14 protein-coding genes are annotated in these 20,616 nt (G+C 72.2%); 7 read left to right on the top strand and 7 right to left on the bottom strand.

The features are described from left to right. The first annotated feature begins 60 nt into the window (after window positions 1-60). The 6 genes from JQN84_RS22295 (at window position 61) to JQN84_RS22270 (ending at window position 7,732) form a co-directional block, all read left to right on the top strand. Window positions 61-1,632 carry an ABC transporter substrate-binding protein gene (locus JQN84_RS22295; protein ID WP_204960475.1) on the top strand — a complete coding sequence of 524 codons (1,572 nt, stop codon included), beginning with the start codon at window positions 61-63 and terminating at the stop codon, window positions 1,630-1,632. Between the two features lie 145 nt (window positions 1,633-1,777). After that, on the top strand, window positions 1,778-2,956 hold the full coding sequence (locus JQN84_RS22290) for a nucleotide disphospho-sugar-binding domain-containing protein (protein ID WP_204960474.1): 1,179 nt from the start codon (window positions 1,778-1,780) through the stop codon (window positions 2,954-2,956). A gap of 108 nt (window positions 2,957-3,064) precedes the next feature. Then, on the top strand, window positions 3,065-4,369 hold the full coding sequence (gene rfbH, locus JQN84_RS22285) for a lipopolysaccharide biosynthesis protein RfbH (protein WP_204960473.1): 1,305 nt from the start codon (window positions 3,065-3,067) through the stop codon (window positions 4,367-4,369). A gap of 212 nt (window positions 4,370-4,581) precedes the next feature. After that, entirely contained in the window at window positions 4,582-4,953 is a 372-nt protein-coding gene (locus JQN84_RS22280) for a YciI family protein (protein WP_204960472.1), read from the top strand. Then, the gene (locus JQN84_RS22275; RefSeq protein WP_204960471.1) at window positions 4,950-6,167 is read left to right on the top strand and encodes an RNA polymerase sigma factor; all 1,218 of its coding nucleotides are present in this window, start codon (window positions 4,950-4,952) and stop codon (window positions 6,165-6,167) included. The genes JQN84_RS22280 and JQN84_RS22275 overlap by 4 nt, the downstream gene beginning before the upstream one ends. Window positions 6,168-6,490: 323 nt before the next feature. Continuing rightward, window positions 6,491-7,732: an acyltransferase family protein gene (locus tag JQN84_RS22270; RefSeq protein WP_204960470.1), complete on the top strand. Its 1,242-nt coding sequence runs from the start codon at window positions 6,491-6,493 to the stop codon at window positions 7,730-7,732. A gap of 288 nt (window positions 7,733-8,020) precedes the next feature. Here JQN84_RS22270 and JQN84_RS22265 read toward each other — a convergent pair whose 3' ends face one another. After that, entirely contained in the window at window positions 8,021-9,595 is a 1,575-nt protein-coding gene (locus JQN84_RS22265; RefSeq protein ID WP_204960469.1) for a DHA2 family efflux MFS transporter permease subunit, read from the bottom strand. A gap of 114 nt (window positions 9,596-9,709) precedes the next feature. On the opposite strand from JQN84_RS22265, the gene JQN84_RS22260 reads away from it, so the two are divergent. Further along, on the top strand, window positions 9,710-10,081 hold the full coding sequence (locus JQN84_RS22260) for a YciI family protein (RefSeq protein WP_204960468.1): 372 nt from the start codon (window positions 9,710-9,712) through the stop codon (window positions 10,079-10,081). A gap of 88 nt (window positions 10,082-10,169) precedes the next feature. Here the strand turns inward: JQN84_RS22260 and JQN84_RS22255 are convergent, their stop codons facing one another. The 6 genes from JQN84_RS22255 to JQN84_RS22230 form a co-directional block, all read right to left on the bottom strand. Beyond that, entirely contained in the window at window positions 10,170-11,357 is a 1,188-nt protein-coding gene (locus JQN84_RS22255) for an acyl-CoA dehydrogenase family protein (RefSeq protein ID WP_204960467.1), read from the bottom strand. Window positions 11,358-11,430: 73 nt separating this feature from the next. Continuing rightward, window positions 11,431-13,008, bottom strand: a complete 1,578-nt coding sequence (locus tag JQN84_RS22250; RefSeq protein ID WP_204960466.1) for a GMC family oxidoreductase — start codon at window positions 13,006-13,008, stop codon at window positions 11,431-11,433. A 170-nt stretch (window positions 13,009-13,178) separates the two neighbouring features. Then, window positions 13,179-13,661, bottom strand: a complete 483-nt coding sequence (locus JQN84_RS22245) for an SgcJ/EcaC family oxidoreductase (RefSeq protein ID WP_204960465.1) — start codon at window positions 13,659-13,661, stop codon at window positions 13,179-13,181. A gap of 101 nt (window positions 13,662-13,762) precedes the next feature. Then, window positions 13,763-14,218, bottom strand: coding sequence for an SgcJ/EcaC family oxidoreductase (locus tag JQN84_RS22240; protein ID WP_204960464.1), 456 nt, complete (start codon window positions 14,216-14,218; stop codon window positions 13,763-13,765). 31 nt (window positions 14,219-14,249) lie between these two features. Further along, complete coding sequence (locus JQN84_RS22235) at window positions 14,250-14,732, bottom strand: SgcJ/EcaC family oxidoreductase (protein ID WP_204960463.1); 483 nt, start codon at window positions 14,730-14,732, stop codon at window positions 14,250-14,252. A 226-nt stretch (window positions 14,733-14,958) separates the two neighbouring features. Next, complete coding sequence (locus JQN84_RS22230) at window positions 14,959-20,292, bottom strand: type I polyketide synthase (protein WP_443673893.1); 5,334 nt, start codon at window positions 20,290-20,292, stop codon at window positions 14,959-14,961. Window positions 20,293-20,616 lie beyond the last annotated feature (324 nt).

Below are 20,616 nucleotides of genomic sequence, written 5' to 3'. Positions count from 1 at the left end.
CATCTCGCACCGTCCACACCCGCACCCCCTCGACACCGGCACCGCCGGGAAAGGATGGCCATGTTCGCGCATCGTCCGCGCCGGAGCGTCCACCAGGTACGTCTCCTGGTCGCCGCCGCGCTGCTCACGGTCGGCTCGCTGACCGCCTGTTCCGGCACCGCCGAGGAGGGGGGCGACGGTGACGACGCCGTCCTGACCATGGCGGTGGCGGCCCCGCCGACGCTCGACCCGTACAAGGCCAACATCGACCTGAACAACATTCCGACAGTGGCGCTGGCGTACGCCCCGCTGATCCGGATGAACGCCGACCGGACGTTCACCGGCGAGCTGGCCGAGTCGTTCGGCTACGTCGACCGGCAGAACAAGGTCTTCCAGCTCAAGCTGCGCCCGGGGCTGACCTTCGCCGACGGCACCCCGCTGGACGCCCCGGCGGTGGTCAGGTCGTTGGAGTACATGCGGACGGTCAGCCCGAAGGCGAAGACCTGGGCGGCCACCATCGCCAGCATCACCGCGCCCGACGCGGCCACCGTGGTGGTCACCAACAGCAGTCCGAACCCGGTGATGCGGCAGCTGTTCAGCCAGGCGATCCTCTCCGGTTCGGTGGTCTCCCCCGCCGGGCTGACCGACCCGGGGCAGCTCGCCCAGCGCACCTTCGGCGCCGGCCCCTACCAGCTCGACCCGGCCGGCACCGTGGCCGGCGACCACTACACCTACCTGCCCAACCCCCGGTACTGGAACAAGGAGGGGCAGCACTGGAAGAAGGTCGTGGTCCGGGTGCTGCCGGACGCGAACGCCACCGTGCAGGCCATCCAGGCGGGCCAGATCGACTACGCCGCGCTGAACGCCGACGCCGGACCGGCGGTCGCCGCCGCCGGGCTCAAGCACATCACGGCCAGCGTGGCGGTGCTCGGCATGGTGCTCGCCGACCGCGACGGCACGGTCGCCGCGCCGCTGCGCGACGTGCGGGTGCGTCAGGCGTTGAACCACGCCATCGACCGGGCCACGATCGCCACGACGATCTTCGGCGAGTTCGCCCACCCGACCAGCCAGATCGCCGCCCCCGGCTTCGACGGTTACCAGGCGGCCCTGGACGACCGCTACCCGTACGACCCGGACCGGGCCAAGGCGCTGCTCGCCGAGGCGGGTTACCCGAACGGCTTCACCGTCAAGGCGGAGGCGCACACCCCGGGCATCGCCGCCGTGGCGCAGGTGGTGGCCGGGCAGTGGAAGAAGATCGGGGTGACCGTGGAGCTGACCACCGACACCCAGGTGCCGCAGTGGCTGGAGCACGTGATGTCGCGCAAGTTCCCGGTCACCGCGTTCGGCTACGGCAACCTGCCGACCTATCTGTCCTCGCTGGACTTCATGCGCCCGGTCGCCAACCCGTTCAACCCGTACGCCACCGACGACGCCCAGCTGCGGCAGGCGTTGGACCGGGCGATCGCCGAGCCGGACCCGGCCACCCAGGCGGGGCTGTTCCAGCAGGCGGTGGCCCGGCTGACCGAACTGGCCTGGTTCGCCCCGGTGGTCCGGATGGACGGCATCGCGGTGACCGGCTCCCGGGTCGCCCCGTTGGAGGCGGCGGCGGACAACGGCCTGCCGAGCGTGGTGACGGTCCGGCCGGCCGGCTGAGCGGCCAGACGGCACGCTCGGAGGTGTCCGCCTCCCCCGCCTCTGCAACGATCAATTGGTCATAGGCAGTACCGCTATTGGTAACAGTCAGTGCCGGTATCCGTCGCCGCGCATTCCGGCGGCGCCATAGCCGTCGGAGCCGCAGATGCGCGTGCTGATCACCAGCGCACCGATGCACGGTCATCTCTTCCCGCTCGTGCCGCTCGCCTGGGCGTTGCGGGCGGCGGGGCACGAGGTGCTGGTCGCGTGCACCGAGCACTTCGTGCCGACGGTGACCCAGGCGGGCCTGCCGGCGGTCTCCAGCGGGCCGGGGATGGACGTCCGTGACCTGATGCGGCCGGATTCGCCGCACGGCATCGAGGACGACCCCTACGGACACGGCGAGGTCTTCGCGACAATGGCGTCGCGGAACCTCGCCGGCACCCTGGCCACCGTCCGGTCCTGGCGACCGGACCTGGTGCTCGCCGAGCGCTCCGAGTACGCCGGTCCGGTGGCCGCCCGTGCCGAGGGCGTCCCGTACGTCGAGCTGCACTGGGGGGTCGCGGAACTCGTCGAGTACCGGGCCGCCGCCGAGACGGTGCTCCGGGGTGACCTGCACCGGCTCGGGTTGACCCGGCTGCCCCGGGCCGACCTGGTGCTCGATCCGTGGCCGCCCAGCCTGCGACTGCCGCACGCGCGGGCGCACCTCGGGCTGCGGCCGGTGCCCTACAACGGCGCCGCCCGGGTGCCGACGTGGCTGCTCGACCCGTCGTCGCGGCCCCGGATCGGGCTGACCATGGGCACCGTCCTGCCGCAGCTGACCGGCGGCGGGATGGGTGGCCTGCTCACCGGCCTGGTCGAGGAGTTGGCCACCCTCGACGCCGAGCTGGTCCTCGCCATCGACGACGAGGCCGCCCGGGAGCTGCCGCCGCTGCCGGCGGCGGTCCGCCACGCCGGCCGGATTCCGTTGTCGGAGCTGGTGGCGACGTGCCGACTGCTGATCCACCACGGCGGGCAGGGTTCGGCCCTGACCGCGCTGGCCGCGGGCTGCCCACAGATCGTGCTGCCCAAGTTCGACGACGCGCTGGAGAACGCGGAGGCGATCGCCGCCGCGGGCGTGGGGGTGGCCGTCCGGCTGGACGTGGCGACCCCGCGAGCGGTGGCCGACGCGGCGGACCTGGTACTGGGCCAGGCCCGGTTCGCGGCCGCGGCCGCGGCGGTGGCCCGGGAGGTCGCGGCACAGCCGTCGCCGGCCGAGACCGTCGAAGCGTTGGAGCGGCTGGTCGGCGGAACACCGCCGACGCCGGCGGCGGTCGGCGGGTCGTCCGTCCGGTGGCGGCCGTGAGCACCGCCCGCCAGCACGCGTCCCCGGTGGTCACCGGCGCGGGCCACGGACGGTCCGGCCCCGCCACCGGTACGCACACCTGTCGCGATCATGAGGAGGAATCGGGGCATGAGTGACCGTAGAGCGCTGCTGCTCGACGAGGTCCGCAAGTTCCACCAGGACGGGCAGCCCAATCAGCCGTTCATCCCGGGGGTGACCGAGATCTGGCCCTCCGGGGCGCTGCTCGACGCCGAGGACCGGGTGGCGCTGGTGGAGGCCGCGCTGGACATGCGGATCGCGGCCGGCCCGCTGGCCCGCAGGTTCGAGTCGGAGTTCGCCCGCAAGCTGCACCGCCGCAAGGCCCACCTGACCAACTCCGGCTCGTCGGCGAACCTGCTGGCGGTCAGCGCGCTCACCTCGGACCTGTTGGAGGACCGGCAGCTGCGCCCCGGCGACGAGGTGGTCACGGTGGCCGCCGGGTTCCCCACCACGGTCAACCCGATCCTGCAGAACGGGCTGGTGCCGGTCTTCGTCGACATCGACCTGGGCACCTACAACACCACGGTGGAGCGGGTCGCCGCGGCGATCGGCCCGAAGACCCGCGCGATCATCCTGGCCCACACGCTGGGCAACCCGTATCCGGCGCGGGAGATGGCCGAGCTGGCCGACGCGCACGACCTGTTCTTCGTGGAGGACAACTGTGACGCGGTGGGCTCCACCTACGACGGTGCGCTGACCGGCACGTTCGGCGACCTGTCGACGGTCAGCTTCTATCCCGCCCACCACCTGACCATGGGCGAGGGCGGCTGCGTGCTCACCTCGAACCTGGCGCTGGCCCGGATCGTCGAGTCGCTGCGCGACTGGGGTCGGGACTGCTGGTGCCCGCCCGGCGAGTCGAACACCTGCCTGAAGCGGTTCAAGTACCAGCTCGGCACGCTCCCCCAAGGCTACGACCACAAGTACATCTACTCGCACGTCGGGTACAACCTGAAGGCCACCGACCTGCAGGCCGCGCTGGGGCTGACCCAGCTGGCCAAGCTGGACGAGTTCACCGCGCTGCGCCGGCGCAACTGGCGTCGGCTGCGCGAGCGGCTCGACGGGGTGCCGCACCTGCTGCTGCCCGAGGCCACCGAGAACAGCGAGCCGAGCTGGTTCGGGTTCGTCATCACCGTCGAGCCGGGCGCGCCGTTCAGCCGGTCCGAGCTGGTGGCGTTCCTGGAGGACCGGCGGATCGGCACCCGGCAGCTGTTCGCCGGCAACCTGACCCGGCACCCGGCCTACCTGAACCAGCACTACCGGGTGGTGGGCGACCTGACCAACAGCGACATCGTCACCGAGCAGACGCTGTGGGTCGGCGTCTACCCGGCGCTCACCGATGAGATGATCGACTATGTCGGAACGTCGATCGTGGAGTTCGTCGCCGACCGGGGGTGAGCGTCGGGAAACACCGATGTCGCAAAGACGAATTCCATTTCGTCGGCCACCGACCCGCCCGACCCGATGCCACGAGCCCACCGACAAAAGCGACGCGGCAACCGGCCGCCGCGCCGAACTACCCACCCTGAGCTGCGGTTCTGTATTGTCTCGAAGCGGCGGTGCCGTTTCGACCCACTGGTGGGACAATCATCTCCGACCTTGGAGGTGCGGTGAAGTATCTGATCCTGATCAGCCACAACGAACAGGCTCGTGACGCGTGGCAGGGCATGTCCGACGCCGAACGGGAGTTGGGCGTCAAGGCGCACACCGCCCTCGTCGACGAGCTGGCCGCGACCGGTGAGCTCATCGTCTCCGAGGCGTTGGCCGACCCGTCCACCGCCCGGCGGGTCCGGGTCGAGCGCGGCCGCACGACGGCCACCGACGGCCCCTTCCCCGAGGTGAAGGAGTACCTGGCCGGCTTCTACCTGGTGGAGTGCGCAAGCATCGAGCAGGCGGTGGCGCACGCGGCCCGGATTCCCGAGGCGCAGCTCGGCCTGGTCGAGGTGCGCCCGGTCCTCGACGCCCCCCGGGCGGACGCGTGACAGTTACCACGGAGGTCGAGGACCTGCTGCGCGAACACGCGCCGCAGGTGCTCTCCACCCTGGTACGTCTGCACGGCGGCTTCGACACCTGCGAGGACGCCGTGCAGGAGGCGCTGCTCGCGGCGGCCGTGCAGTGGCCCGAGGAGGGGCTGCCGGCCAACCCCCGGGGCTGGCTGACCACTGTGGCGTCCCGCCGCTGGACGGAACTGTGGCGCAACGACGCCGCCCGCCGTCGCCGGGAACGGGCGGTGGCGGCGCTGACCGGCCCGGAGCCCGGCCCGGTCTCCGCTGTCGACGACACGCTGACCCTGCTGATGCTCTGCTGCCATCCGGCGCTGACCCGGGCCTCCCAGGTGGCGCTCACCCTGCGGGCGGTCGGCGGGCTGAGCACCGCCGAGATCGCCCGCGCCTTCCTGGTGCCGGAGTCCACCGTCGCGCAGCGGATCAGTCGGGCCAAGCAGCGCATCCGGGCCAGCGGCATCGAGTTCCGGATGCCCGCCCCGCAGGAACGCCCGGCGCGGGTGGCCGCCGTGATGGAGGTCCTCTACCTGATCTTCAACGAGGGCTACACGGCCAGCTCGGGGCCGGCACTCAACCGGATCGAGCTGACCGCCGAGGCGATCCGGCTGACCCGCCAGTTGCACGAACACCTGCCCGACGACCCGGAGGTCACCGGGCTACTGGCGTTGATGCTGCTCACCGACGCCCGCCGGCCGGCCCGGACGGCGTCGGACGGAGCGCTGATCCCGCTGGCCGAGCAGGACAGGTCCCGATGGGACGGGCGGGCGATCGCCGAGGGGGTCGCGCTGATCACCCGGACCCTGGCCAGCGCACCGGTCGGCCCGTACCAGGTGCAGGCGGCGATCGCCGCGGTGCACGACGAGGCGGCCCGGGCCGAGGAGACCGACTGGCCGCAGATCCTCGGCCTCTACAACCTCCTGCGCCGCATCGCGCCCGGTCCGATGGTCGCGCTCAACCGGATCGTGGCGGTCGCCATGGTGGACGGACCGCGGGCCGCGCTCGCCGAGCTGGCCGCCGCCGAGGCCGACCCGGTGCTGGCCGGCAACCACCGGGTGCACGTGGTCCGGGCGCACCTGCTCGACCTGCTCGGCGACCGGGACGAGGCCCGGCGGTACTACCTGCTGGCCGCCCGGTCCACCCTCAGCGTCCCCGAGCAACGGTTCCTGCGGCTGCGCGCCACCCAGCGCTCCTGATCCGCCGACAAATGGTGGGGCGCAATGCCCGCACAGCCCGTCGGAATCGACTTGCGACAACGACAAATCAGCCGGGAAGGCCGAAAGGCCGATGCCGGCAACCAAAGGATGAAACAATTTCGCCGCAAGTGCGGATGACCATGCTCGTCTATTTTTTATAGCCTCCAGGTAGCGGTCGACGGCAACTCCCTCAGTGCCGTCCGGCCGGTCGGGCCGGTACGCGCACCACCATGTCCGGACCGGCCGGCGCCGCCCATTCCCGACGCCCGACGAACGCGCGGAATCGGGACGGACCCGAGACCGCGGGTAGTGGAGAGCAGAAGATGGCCATCCCCTCGACCCCTGTCCCCGGCGCCGCCACGAGCGCCTCCGAACGACTGCACGCCCTCGACGCGGTACGCGCCGGAGCCCTGCTCCTCGGCGTCGTCCTGCACACGACACTGTCCTTCCTGGAGCCCCGCACCTGGGTGGTGGGGGACGTGTCGACGAGCCCGGTGATGAACGGCACCTACTTCGTCATCCACGTGTTCCGGATGACGCTGTTCTTCCTGATCGCCGGCTTCTTCGCCCGGTTGCTGCTGCACCGGCGTGGCACCGGCGGGTTCGTCCGCAACCGGGCCGTGCGCATCCTCGCCCCGCTGGCGATCTTCTGGCCGGTGGTGATGTTCTCCACCGTGGTGGCGATCATCATCGCGGCGAACCTGGCCGGTGAGGAGGTCCCGGGGGCCACCCCGATGACCCCGAGCACGTTCCCGCTGACCCATCTGTGGTTCCTCTACTGGCTGCTGGTCCTCTACGTACTGGCGCTGGCCGTCCGCGCGGTGGTCAACCTGGTCGACCCGGACGGCAGCCGGCGCAGCGGGCTGGTCGACCCGATCGTCCGGGGCGTCGTCGCCCGTGACCTCACCCCGCTGGTCGTCGGTGCCCCGCTCTGCGTCGCCTTCCTGCTCAAGCAGGACTGGCTGCTCTGGTACGGCGTGCCGCCGGCCGAGAACGGGCTGATCCCCAACCCGGTGGGTCTGGTCGCCTACGGATGCGCGTTCGGTTTCGGCTGGCTGCTCAACCGCCAGGTGGACGTGATCCGGGTGTGGGAACGGCGGTACCCCCGCAACCTGGCGGCGGCGGTCGTGCTGACCGGCGTGGCGCTGGCGATGGTCGGGCTCACCCCGGACACCGAGCCCGAGGCGCTGGGCTGGCACAAGGTCGGCTACGCGGTGGTCTACACGCTCGCCGTCTGGGCCTGGACGATGGGCCTGATCGGGGCGGCGATGCGGCACCTGTCCCGGCCGAACCCGTCGATCCGGTACGTGGCCGACGCGTCGTACTGGGTCTATGTCGTCCACCTCCCGCTGGTGATGGCGCTGCAGGCGGCGGTGTCGCAGGTGGCGGTGCCGTGGTTCGTCAAGTTCCCGGCCATCCTGTTGGTCACCTACCCGGTCACCCTGCTCAGTTACCGCTACCTGGTCCGGTACACGTTCATCGGTGCCCTGCTCAACGGCCGACGACGCCGCCGGGACGAGAAGCCGGCCACCGAGGCGGCCGTGCCGCAGGCTGCCGCCCGCTGACCTGCGCCCCACGCTCGCCGGGCCGCGCGACGTGCTGGTCGCGCGGGCCGAGTCAGCCCCGCCGGAAGGGGGATCCGGCGGGGCTGACGCCTGCCGGGGGGACGGCAGGCTTCTCCGGCCCGGACCGGGGGGACGGTCCGGGTGGCGCGCCGGGGCGGGCCGACCGCCCCGGGTGCCGGCCGGCCCGAGGGAGGGCCGGCCGGCACGTCCCGCACGGACCCTGGGGGGTGGGTCAGGTCGGGACGGATACGACGTCCGGGCTGCGGCAACGGCCCGGACGCCGACCGGTCAGCGTTTGTGCGGGGCGCTGGACCGGTCGTCGACGGAGGTGCCGGCGGTACCGGGGTCATCCGACGGGGTGTCAGCGGTGGCCGACCCGGCGTCGGTCTGGGCGGCCGGCTCCGCCCAGTCGCCCTGCAGGCCGATCTTGTCCAGCAGCAGGAGCACGGTGACGGCGACGACCACGAGCAGCACCGCCGACACCCGGTACGACAGCACGTAGCCCTCGGTGGCGGCGGCCCTCGCCTCCACCCCCTCGGCGAGCCGGTCCCCACCGAGCCGCAGGGCCAACGCCACCAGGACCGACAGGCCGAGCGCGCCACCGACCTGCTGCATCACGTTCTGCATGGCGGAGGCGAGCCCGGTGTCCTGGGTGCCCACCTTGTAGAGGGCGGTGTTGGCGGTGCCGGGCATCGCCAGGCCGAAGAACAGGCCCAGCACCACCATGCCGGGCAGGATGCCGCTGGCGTAGTGGGTGTCCACGGAGATCCCGCTGAGCAGCAGCAGACCGGCGGTCACGCCGAGCAGACCCACGATGATCACCGGCTTGACACCGAACTTCGGGATCATGCCGGTGGACAGCCCGACGCCGAAGGCGATGCCCAGGCCCACCGGGATGAAGGAGAGGCCGCCCTTGAGCGGCGAGTAGCCGAGCACCTGCTGCTCGAAGAGGGTGGTCAGGAAGGTGAAGCCGAAGAAGGCGCAGGAGAGGGTCAGGCCGACCAGGTAGCCCACCGCGCGGGTGCGGTTGGTGAAGAAGCGCAGCGGGATCAGCGGCGCGGCGGCCCGCGACTCGATCAGCAGCATCAGCCCGATCAGCACCAGCCCGCCGAGGAGCGGCAGCAGCACCTGCGGCGAGAGCCAGGACCGCTCGGCGGCCTGGAGCAGGCCGTAGACGATGGCCACCAGACCCGCCGTGGCGGTCAGCACGCCGGCGAAGTTGAACTTCTGCCCGGTGCGCTCCATCCGGCTCTCGCCGACCAGCCGACCCACCAGGGCCAGCGCGATCACCGCGACCGGGACGTTGACGTAGAAGATCCAGCGCCAGCTGGCGTCGGCGACGATGAGCCCGCCGACGACCGGGCCGAGGGTGCCGGCCAGGCCGGACAGGCCACCCCAGATGCCGACCGCCTTGACCCGGTCGGCCGGTGCCGAGAAGAGCAGGAAGACGATGCCGAGCGCGGCCGGGGCGGCCAGCGCCTCACCGATGCCTTGGAGGAAACGGCTGTAGATGAGCATCTCGGGGGTCATCGCGGCCCCGGAGATGACCGAGGCGATGGCGAAGATGACCACGCCGGTGACGAAGATCCGCCGCCGGCCGAACAGGTCGGCGAGCCGGCCGCCGAACAGCAGCAGCCCGCCGGCCATCAGCACGTAGCCGTTGACGACCCAGGCCAACCCGGTCCGGGACATGTCGAGCTCGCCCTGGATGCGCGGCAGCGCGACGCTGACCACGGTCATGTCGATGACGAACATGAACTGGACGAAGCCGAGCAGCGCCAGCGCCTTCCACCGACGGGGGTCCGGCCGGTCCGCGGACGCGTCCAGCGCCTCGTCCGAACTCGGTGTGGTACCGGTGCTCATGGTGCCCTCCTCGACATCGGCGCACGTCACGTGCGCTTCTGCCTGGATGTCGAAGCTGGCTCGTTGGTTTCGACATACGGGTAAGCAAATAGTTCGAGCCTTCAGGAGGCACCCATGAAGTACCTGATCATGATCAGCCACAACCAGCAGACCCGGGACGCCTGGCAGAACATGTCCGACACCGAGCGGGAGATGGGCTTCAAGGCGCACATGTCGCTGGTGGAGGATCTGGCCGAGTCGGGCGAGCTGATCGTCTCCGAGGCCCTGGCCGACCAGGGTCAGGCCAAGAAGGTCCTGGTCCGCGACGGCAAGATCAGCACCACCGACGGCCCGTTCCCCGAGGTCAAGGAGTACGTCGCCGGGATCTACCTGATCGAGTGCGACACCATCGAGCAGGCGGTCGGGCACGCCGCCCGGATCCCGGAGGCCAACTTCGGCCTGGTCGAGGTCCGTCCGGTGCTCGGCGCCGGTGGCCCCGACATGTGACGAACCGCACATGCGGGCGGACCCGCGGCACCGGTCGGTGCCGCGGGTCCGTTTCTTCCCACCGTCCGCCGCGTCCGGCGGACAACACTCAGATGTACGGCGAGTTGGGCTCCAGCCCGCAGAGCACCCGCCCGTAGAGTTCGAGGTTCGTCGACGGGACCATCAGCGCGTGCAGGTTGACCGCGTACATGTCCCGGACCACCCGCTGCATCGGGGCCTGGCGCAGGATCGACGAGCCACCACTGGCCATCCCGAGCAGGTCCACCGCGGCCCGGCCGAGCTGGCAGATCGCCCCGATGTCGGCCCGGGTGCGGGCCCGCTCCTCCAGCGTCCACGGCTCACCGCTGACGCCCTTGGTGTCGACCAGGTCGGTGATCCGCTGGGCGTGGAACTCGGCCTCGTCGATCTTCATGGTCGCCTCGGCGAGCTGGAGGTGGGTGACCGGAGCCTCCCGCTGCGTCGCGTAGTCGGTGTAGGTGATCTTGCGGTCCAGCCGCTCCAGGAAGAACTCCCGGGCCGCCCGGGCCAGCCCGATCACCGTGCCGGCCGAGGAGGCGTTCGCCACCCCGAGCAGCGGGTTACGGTACATCGGCAGGTCCCGGTTGAGCGCCGAGGCGCTCTGCCCCTGGAGCACCGCGGGCATCGGCACGATCCGCTCCTGCGGCACGAACACGTCCCGGGCCACCGTGGTGATGCTGCCCGAGCCCTGCAGGCCGGCGGTGTACCAGTCGTCGACGATCTCCAGGTCGGACAGCGGCACCAGGGCCATCACCGGCCACTGGTTCACCCCGTCCGGGGCGGGGGCCATCGCGATGACCTCCTGCCAGTGGCTGTGCAGGGCGCCGCTGATGAAACTCCAGCTGCCGTTGAGCACCATCCCGCCGCCGGGCTTCGGGGTGCCGCTGGCCGACGGGCTCAACGTCCCGCAGATCCGCACGTCGGGGGTGGCGTAGACCTCGTCCTGCACCGCGTCGGGGAACATCCCGACCATCCAGCCGGGGATCGCCCACACCGACGCCGTCCAGGCCACCGACCCGTCGCCCCGGCCCAACTCCACCATCACCTCGTGCAGGGTGCGGGTGTCCGACTCGTACCCGCCGTAGCGGCGCGGCACCCGCATCCGGAACAGGCCGGCGTCGGCCAATGCCTCGACCGTCTCGTCGTGCAGCCGCCGGTTCTCCTCCTGCCAGCTCGCGTGCTGGCGCAGCAGCGGCACCAGCCCGCTGGCGCGGCGTACCAGTTCGTCCCTCGGGGGGGCCTCGGTCGCGCTGGTCATCTCACTCCTCCTGTGCACGGGTACGGTCGACGGACGGGACGCCGTCCACCGGGACGAACAACGGGGCAGGCGGTCACCGGGCGACCGCCTCGGCCTGCCGGGGCAGCGGCGCGACCCCGGCGATCAGGTCCGCCGCCTTCTCCGCGATGGCGATCACGGCGGCGTTCGGGTTGCCCCGGACCAGGGTGGGCATGACGCTGGCGTCGACCACCCGCAGCCCCTCCAGCCCGTTGACCCGCAACTGCTCGTCGACCACGGTGCCCATCGCGCAGGTGCCCGCCGGGTGGAAGATCGAGTGCGCGTACTGCCTGACGTAGTGCCGCAGGTCCTCGTCGGAGTCCGAGGCCGGCGGGGCGAACTGCCCCTCGGTGTACGGGGCCAGCGCCTTCTGCTGCGCGATCCGGATGCCGATCCGGGTCGCCGCCACCGCGTCGTCGAGGTCGCGCTCGTCCTGGAAGTAGTTGTGCACGATCTTCGGCTTGGCGGTCGGGTCGGCCGAGGCGAGCAGCACGTACCCCCGGCTGCGCGGGGCGATCATCGACGGGCCGTACGAGATCGAGTGGTGGGTGGGGGTGCCCAGCCCGCTGTCGGCGAACATCACCGGCGCGGCCAGGAACTCCGCGTCCGGGGCGGTCAGGTCGTCGCGGGTCCGCACGAAGCCGCCGGCCTCCGGCCCGTTGGCCGTCATCGGGCCACGGCCCTCGGCCATGAAGCGCTGCAGGTGCTCGGGCTGGTTGGCGGCGAGCAGGCTGATCGGCTGCGAGTGGGTGTAGACCAGCGGGATCAGCGCGTGGTCCTGGAGGTTCTGCCCCACCTGCGGTTGGTCCAGCAGCACCGGCACGCCGAGCGCGCCGAGCAGCGGGGCCGGGCCGACCCCGGAGAGCATCAGCAGCTGCGGCGAGTTGTACGCCCCGGCAGCGAGGATGACCTCCCGCGACGCACTGACGGTCAGCGTGTCGTCCAGCCGGGTGCCGGTCACCCCGACCGCCCGGCCGTTCTCGATCAGCACCCGGTGCACGTGGACGTTGGTCTCCACGGTCAGGTTGGGCCGGTCCAGGACGGGGTGCAGGAACGCGGTCGCGGTGCTCTCCCGACGGCCGTCGCGCTGGGTGAGCTGGAAGAAGCCGAAGCCCTCCTGGGTGGCGCCGTTGAAGTCGTCGTTGACCGCGTAGCCGGCCTCGGTGGCCGCCTGGACGAACGCCGACGACATCGGGTTGTTGGCCCGCCCCTCGGAGACCGCCAACGGCCCGTCGACCCCGTGGTAGACCGACGCCCCACGCTCGTTGTCCTCGGACCGCTTGAAGTACGGCAGCAGGTCGTCGAAGTCCCAGCCGGGCTGCGCCCAGCCGTCGAAGTCGCCACGCGCGCCCCGGATGTAGACCATCGTGTTGATCGAACTGGTGCCGCCCAGCACCCGGCCCCGGGGCAGGTAGACCCGCCGCCGGCCCAGCGCCGGCTCCTCGTGGGTGTCGTAGTCCCAGTCCAGGGCGGTGCGGAACAGGGTGCCGAAGGCCACCGGGACGTGGATGTTGTCGGCGGTGTCCCGGGGACCCGCCTCGATCAGGCACACCGTGACGTCGGGGTCCTCGGTGAGCCGGGCGGCCAGGACACACCCCGCTGATCCCGCGCCGACGATGACGTAGTCGTACACCACTGCACCCTCCAAGGTCAGGTTCTCGGTTGTCGTCGCGGGTCACCGCGCCACCGGCGGGGACCGGGCGGTCCCCACCGGGCGTGCCCCGAGGCCGTGGTGACCGTGATCGGCATCCCGTCGTCACCACGACCCCGGCGGTCGGGCGGTCGTCGTCGACCGCGCCGGCGTCAGCCCCTGATCGGGCTGCTCTGGTGCGAGACCAGCCGGAGCTGGCCGTCGGGTTGGCGCAGCATCACCCAGGTGGCCCGGATGAAGTTCTCCGGCGCGATGTCGTCCTGGCCGGCCATGATGATGCCGCCCTCGGTCACCACCAGGGCGACGTCGTCGGTGAGGAAGGTGACCTCGACCGGCCAACCCTTCACCCGGGCGCCCCGCAGCGGCCCGGCGAAGCCCCGGGACATGTACGCCCGGATCTCCTCCCGGCTGGTGAGCTGCTCGTCGCGCATCAACAGGCTGCCGTTGTCGGTGAACACGTCGGCGAACATGTCGGCGTCGTTGGCCGCCCAGGCCGCCTGGATGCGCATGGCCACCGTCAACACCGCCCGCTCGTCGGCGTCGGTGTACCCCCGGTAGTAGGACGGGTCCTCGGGGACGCCGGCGGCGGCCAGCAGCGCCGAGGCGTCCCCCCAGGGTGCCATGGTCGTGGTCATCGGTCCCTCTTCTCCTCTCGTCGTCCAGGGCCGGAACGACCCCTTCGTCGTTCCGGCCCTGGCCGGCCCGCTGCCCGCTCCGGCTCTGGCCGGAGCCGGGTTCAGCCGGTGATCGGGCTGCTCTGGTAGGAGGCGATCCGCCAGTCGCCGTCCCGCTTGACGACGACCCACATGATCCGGAGGTTGTCGGCCGGAGCGAGGGCGTCGGCGTCGGCGTAGACGACCCCGCCGACGCTGACGGCCAGCGCCATCGACTCCGAGACGACCTGGATCTCGCTGAACTCCAGGGTCAGCCGGGAGCCCTTGTACGGTCCGGCGAACAGCTCGCCGAGGTACGTCCGGATCTCGTCGCGGCTCATCAGCTGGTTGTCGCCGACGAGCATGCTGCCGTTGTCGATGAAGAGGGAGGCGAACCCCTCGGCGTCGTTGGCGTCCCACGCCGCCCGGCAGCGCAGCGGCGCGGTCAGCACCGCCCCTTCCACCCCGTTGGGGAAGTCACCGTAGTACGAGGCCCACTGCTTGGCGCCGGCCACGAGCGACGCGCCCTCGGTGCTCATGCTGTCTCCTCCTGTCCGAGTGGATGCCCGGTCACCAGCGCAGCGTCGCGCCGGCGCCGCGCGGGCTGTTCTGGTAGCCGGCGAGCTGCCACTGGCCGTCCCGCTTGACGACGACCCAGGTGGAGCGCACGGCCAGCTCCTCCGCGATCTCCGTCTGGCCGGCGGCGAGGATGCCACCGTGGGTACGGATCAGGGCGGCGTCGTCGGCGATGATCCGCACGTCGACCGGCCGGCCGGTGACGCCGGTGCCCTTGAACGGCCCGGCGTACGCGGCGGCCATGAACGCACGGATCTCGTCGCGGCCCTTCTTGAACACGTCCCCGGGCAGGATCATCACGCCGTCCTCGGTGAACGCATTCGCCACCCCGGCGGCGTCGTTGCGGGACCAGGCCTCCACCAGCCGCAACGGAACGGTGAGGACCTCCTTTTCCTGAGCGCTGGTGAACGACCCGTAATACGCGTCGAGCGCCTTTTCTCCGTCAATGGCCGGAGCCACCTGGGTACCAGTGGACATCGTGGTCGCTTCCTCTCCTGTGACTACTGCGGACAGTGGACACATTCACCCCCGAACGGTCCGTCCGTCCCCTATCCTCCGGCGGTGCGACAGCGCTGACATCTCCCCGATTGCGATGTCGAAGACCGTTTCCGAGAATCCGTTTCCGTCGGCCGGACAGGGGAATGCCGTACCCCGGCCGGTGGGTGCACCGGCCGGGGTACGGCGGGATCGCCGCAGGTGGGGGTCAGCCCACCCGCAGCGCGGCCGGGTCGTCGGCCGGGTCGTCGTCGGCCGGCTCCGCGGGGCGCAGACTGTCGACGATGTGGTCGGCCAGGGCGGCGATGGTCGGCTTGTTCCACAGGATGTTCGGCGGCAGTTCCAGGCCGTAGCGGCCCTGCAGACGCACCCGCAGCGCCACCGTCATCACCGAGTCCACCCCCAGCTCGACCAGCGGCCGACGCAGCTCCAGGTCCTCGGCGGCCAGGCTCAGCTCGGCGGCGGCCTGCTCCCGCACGTCGGCGGTGACCAGTTCGCGCAGCTCCTGCTCCGGGGTGTCGGCCCAGTCGACGCTGAACGTCTGGCCGGTGCCGGCCTCGGTGGTCGAACGGGTCGCGGTCAGCTCCCGCAGCATCGGCAGCCGGGGGGCGTTGGTCGTCGGCGCCAGCACCCGCAGGACCGCGTGGTACGGGCTGTGGAACCGGTCGGCGAAGGCCCAGGCCCGGAACGCCTCGGTCACCGAGATCGCGTCCAGGCCGCGCGAGTTGGCCTCCAGCATGGTCGACGAGATCGACTCGGACATGCCCACCCCGCGCCAGGACGTCCAGCCGAGGCTGGTCGTCTCGGTGTGGCCGTCGGCGTGCCGGTGCGCCGCGAGGGCGTCCAGGAACGAGTTGGCCGCCGCGTAGGTGGTCTGCCCGGTCAGCCTGGTGAACTGCCCGCAGGACGAGAACATCACGAAGAAGTCCAGCGTGCCCGGGGGGAAGAGGCGGTGCAGCACCATCGCCCCGTTCACCTTGGGCCCGAGGACGTCGTGCAGCCCCTCGCGGTCCACCTTGTCCACCATCGCGTCGCGCACCACGCCGGCGGCGTGCACGATGCCGCGTACCGCCGGCATGCCGTGCGAGGCCGGGTCGAGCGCCGCCGCGACCTCCACCGGGTCGGTGATGTCCAACGCCAGGGTCCGCACGGTCACCCCGAGCGCCTCCAGTTCCAGCACCCCGTCGATCTGCCGGCGGGTCCGCACGTCGTGGTCGCCGTCCCAGTCGGCGCGCGGCGGCAGACCCCGGCGGCCGGCGAGCAGGATGCGCCTCGCCCCCCGGTCGGCCAGCCACCGGGCCACCATCAGCCCGAGCGCGCCGAGCCCACCGGTGATCAGGTAGGTGTCGGTCGGCCGGCACTGCAACGCGGTGCCGTCGGCGGGCCGCTCGACCTGGGCGAGCCGCTGCACCGCCACCGCCCCGCCACCGTCGACGGAGACGATGTCCTCGTCGCCGGTGAGCCGGCGCAGCACCGTCGCGACCACGGCGGCGGGGACGTCGGCGTCGTCGGCGAGGTCGACGACCCCGCCCCACAGGTCCGGGTGCTCCCCGGCGAAGATCCGGGCGATGCCCCACAGCGGGGCGTGGGCCAGCGACCGCTCCCCCACCGCCTGCCGGACACCCCGGGTCAGGCACCACAGCCGGGGCTGCGGCGCCGCCGGGTCACCCCCGGCCGCCTGCACCTCGATCAACACCTGGGCGCTGCGGATCAACGTCCAGCCGCACCGCTCGGCGGCCTGCTCGGCCGACTCGTCGGCGGTACCGACGCCCGGCGCGACCAGGACCGCGTCGCGCGGGGTGAGACCGACCGTGGCCAGCTCGTCCGGACCGTCCACCCGCACCGTCGGCAGCCCGGCGTCGGCCAGCGCCCCGGCCAGGTCTCCGGCGGCGTCGTCACCGACGACGACCACCCGGGACAGGTCGGTGGCGGTGCCGTCGACGTCGAGGTCCAGCGGCCGCCAGACCGCCTCGTGCACCAGCTCGCGGGGGGCGGCCACCGCGCTGTCGGTGTCCGAGATGGCGGAGAACCGCAGGCCGCGCACCTGGCAGACGACCTCGCCGTGCTCGTTGGCCACCTGCACGTCGACGGTGTCCTGCGGCGAGCGCGGGGAGCGCACCGAGTGGACGGTGATGTGGGCCGGTGGTTCCCCCTTGAAGACCACCGACTCGATGTGCGAGGACATCCACTGGTGCCTGGCGTACTCCGGGGTGACCAGCACCGCGCTGATGGTCAGCGCGCCGTCGATGACGTGCGCCCAACTGGTGGCGGTCTGCGCCGGCGGCGGCACGATGACGATGTCGGCGAGTTGCTCCTCGTCGTTGCGGCGCAACTCCACCACGTCCCAGGGGAACGCGTAGCCACCGACGCCCATCCGGCGGAACATCTCGTCGACCCGCTGCCAGGACCACTCCTGCGGGCACCGGGCCCGCACCTCGTCGGCGTCCACCCGGCCGTCGACCAGTTCGGTGCTCCAGTCGATGGTCGCCGTCGAGTGGGTGATCCACTCGTACTCCTCGTCGTCGACGACGGGGGCGCCGTCCTGCGGGGCGACCCGGGTGGCCAGCCGGGCGGTGTTCTCCGACAGCACGATCTGCACCACCCGGGGCGGCGCGACGGCCAGCGGCGTCCGCAGCACGATGTCGGCCAGCGCGGGCAGTCGGCCGTCCTCCCCGGCGGCCAGGGCGAAGCTGTTGATCAGCACGGCGGCCGGGGTGATCTCGACGTCGACCACCTCGTGGTCGAGCGGGTAGGGCCGCGAGGACATGTCCAGGTAGGTCTGCCAGACCTGCCGGGGCGGTGCGCCGGAGACCGTCATCCGGCCGCCGAGCAGGCTGTGCCGTTCCGGGTCGTGCCCACCGCCGGGACCGGACTCGACCCGGGCCTCCGGGAAGATCCAGTACGGCCGGTGCTGCCAGGCCACCGAGGGCATCGGCAGCAGCGAGCCGGTCGGGTGCAGCCGCGCCCAGTCCACCGCCGCGCCCGCGCAGTACAGCCGGGCCAGGCCGGCCAGCAGGGCGTTGTCCTCGTCGGTGTCACGGCGCAGGCTGTGCACGACGGTGGCGTCCTCGACACCGAGGTGGGCGAGGGTCTCCCCGATGGAGTGGGTGACCACCGGGTGGGTGGAGACCTCCAGGAAGACCCGGTACCCGTCGGTGACCGCCGCCGTCACCGCGGCGGTGAAGCGCACCGGCTCACGCAGGTTCGCCACCCAGTACGCGCCGTCGCGCGCCGCGGTCGACCGGGGGTCGGTCAGCGCGGTGCTGTAGAGGGGGGTGCGGGGCGTCTCGGGGTGCAGCGCGCCGGCCGCCGCGGCGACCTCGGCCACCGCCGCGTCCACGTGCGGGCTGTGGAATGCGATGTCGGTGTCGACCCGCCACACCGCCACCCCCTCCTCGCGCCAGTGCGTCACGATCTGCTCGACGGCCTCCCGGTCCCCGGAGAGCACGGTGGAGGTGGGGCTGGCCGAGATGGCGGCGACCACGCCGACCTGACCGGCGAGCCGCTGCCGGGCCTCGTCGAAGCCGAGCCCGACCATGGCCATCCCGCCCTGGCCCTGGAGGCGCTCCAGGGCGCGCGCCCGCCGGCAGGCGAACCGGGCGGCGGCCAGCACGTCCAGGCTGCCGGCGACGGCCGCGGCGGCGATCTCCCCCACCGAGTGCCCGATCACGGCGGCCGGGGTGAGCCCCCGGGACCGCCAGGTCTGCGCCAGGGCGACCTGGGTGGCGAAGGTCAATGCCTGCACCTCGACGCCGGTCCACGGCCCACCGGCGGTGAGCGCCTCGCGCGGGGTCCAGCCGAGTTCCTCGCGGAACACCTCGGCCAGCGCGTCCACGGCGGCGGCGAAGACCGGCTCGTCGCGCAGCAACTGCCGGCCCATGCCCGTCCACTGCGCGCCGTGCCCGGAGAAGACCCAGACCACCGGGGCCGGGTCGGCCACCGTCCGGCCCCGGGCGACCTGCGGGGTGGTACGGCCGTCGGCCACCTCCCGCAGCCGCTCGACGAGTTCCCCGGGCGAGGCGGCCAGCACGGCGGTCCGCTGCGGCAGGTGCGAGCGGCGGTGCGCCAGGGTGTGCCCCACCGACGGCAGGGACGCCCCCGGGTGCTCCGTCAGCCAGTCGGCGGTCCGCGCCGCCAGCGCCGCCACCCCGGCCTCGGACATCGCCGAGAGCGGGTACACCGACGCCCGGGTGCCGGCGGTGGTCTCGACCGACACCGTGCCGGCCGCCGCGTCGGTGGCCGTGGCCCCGGCGGCGGCGGTCGGGGCGGGCGGCGCCTCCTGGAGGATGACGTGCGAGATGGAGCCGCCGACGCCGTAGCTGGACACGCCGGCCCGACGCGGACCGTCACCGGCCGGCCAGGGCGACCGCTCACCGATCAGGCGCAGCCCGGAACCGGCCCAGTCGAAGTCCGGGTTCGGCTCGCGGTGCAGGCTCGGCGGGATCTCCGCGTGCCGCAGCGCCAGCACCGCCTTGATCACACCGGCGATGCCCGAGCCCGCCTCGACGTGACCGATGTTGGGTTTCACCGAGCCGACCAGGCACGGCTCGTCGGCGGGCCGCCCGGCACCGAAGACGGCGGCCAGCGCCTTGGCCTCCTCCCGGTCGCCGACCGGGGTGCCGGTGCCGTGCGCCTCGACGTAGTGCACCGACCCCGGGTCGATGCCGGCCCGCTCGTAGGCCACCCGGAGCATGTGCTCCTGGGCCGAGCCGTTGGGCGCCATCATGCCGTCGGAACGGCCGTCCTGGAACACCCCGCTGCCGGGGATCAGCGCGAGCACCTCGTCGCCGTCGCGGCGGGCGTCGGCCAGCCGCTTGAGCACCACCACGCCGGCACCCTCACCCCGGCCGTAGCCGTCGGCGTCGGCGGCGAACGCCTTGCTGCGCCCGTCCGGGGCGGTCGCCCCGGCCGCGTCCAGGGCGACGAACAGGGTCGGGCTGGCCATGATGTTGACCCCACCGACGACGGCCAGCGGGATCTCGCCCTCGCGCAGGCTCTGGCAGGCCAGGTGCAGCGCGGTGAGCGAACCGGCGCAGGCGGTGTCCACCGCCATGCTGGGCCCGCGCAGGTCCAGGAAGTACGAGATGCGGTTGGCGATGCCGTAGTAGGTGGTGCCGTTGACCGCCCAGGCGCCGGTGCGCGGGATGTCCTCCAGCAGCCGACGGCCGTAGTCGTTGGAATTGGCCGCCACGAAGACACCGGCGTCCGAACCGCGCAGCGACAACGGCGGCACACCCGCGTTGCCCAGCGCCTCCCAGGCCAACTCCAACACGATCCGCTGCTGCGGGTCGAGGAAGTCCGCCTCCCGGGGAGAGATGCCGAAGAAGTCCGCGTCGAATCCCTCGATGTCGTCGAGGAATGAGCCCAGCCGGGTCGTCTTCCGCAGGATCGCGGTGGCCTGGGGGCTGGTCGAGGCGTACGGTTCCCACCGCTTGTCGGGCATGGCGCTCACGGCATGTCGACCACCGATGAGAAATGCCCAGAACTTCTCCAACGAGTCAAGGTCAGGGGCGAACCGGCAGCTCATTCCGACAATGGCCACGGCGTCAGAAAATTCCCCATCCTGGCTCACGTCCAGGCTCCTCTCCACATCGCCGACCGCATCCGGAACACAGCCGGATGCGGTGGTCGCTGTCCTTCGGAAATGTCGCGGTGACGGTCAGGTCCGGACGCTGACCTCAACTGCGAAACATCCTGTTCCTTGGCCGATCGGGGGGGCACCTTCCTGAGTGCGATCGTCCCGGCCGGCGGACGGCCCGCAGGACCGGCGGTGACCTCCGCTAATGCCGGGGCGGGCAATAGCGCAATGCGGGAGAAGGAACTCGGCGGCACGCCTCCGTACGGTTTCCCCGCGAGTTCGACACAC

The sequence above is a fragment of the Micromonospora humidisoli genome (assembly GCF_016900955.1).
Lineage (GTDB): Bacteria > Actinomycetota > Actinomycetes > Mycobacteriales > Micromonosporaceae > Micromonospora > Micromonospora wenchangensis.
This window is presented reverse-complemented; position numbering and strand designations above follow the sequence as displayed.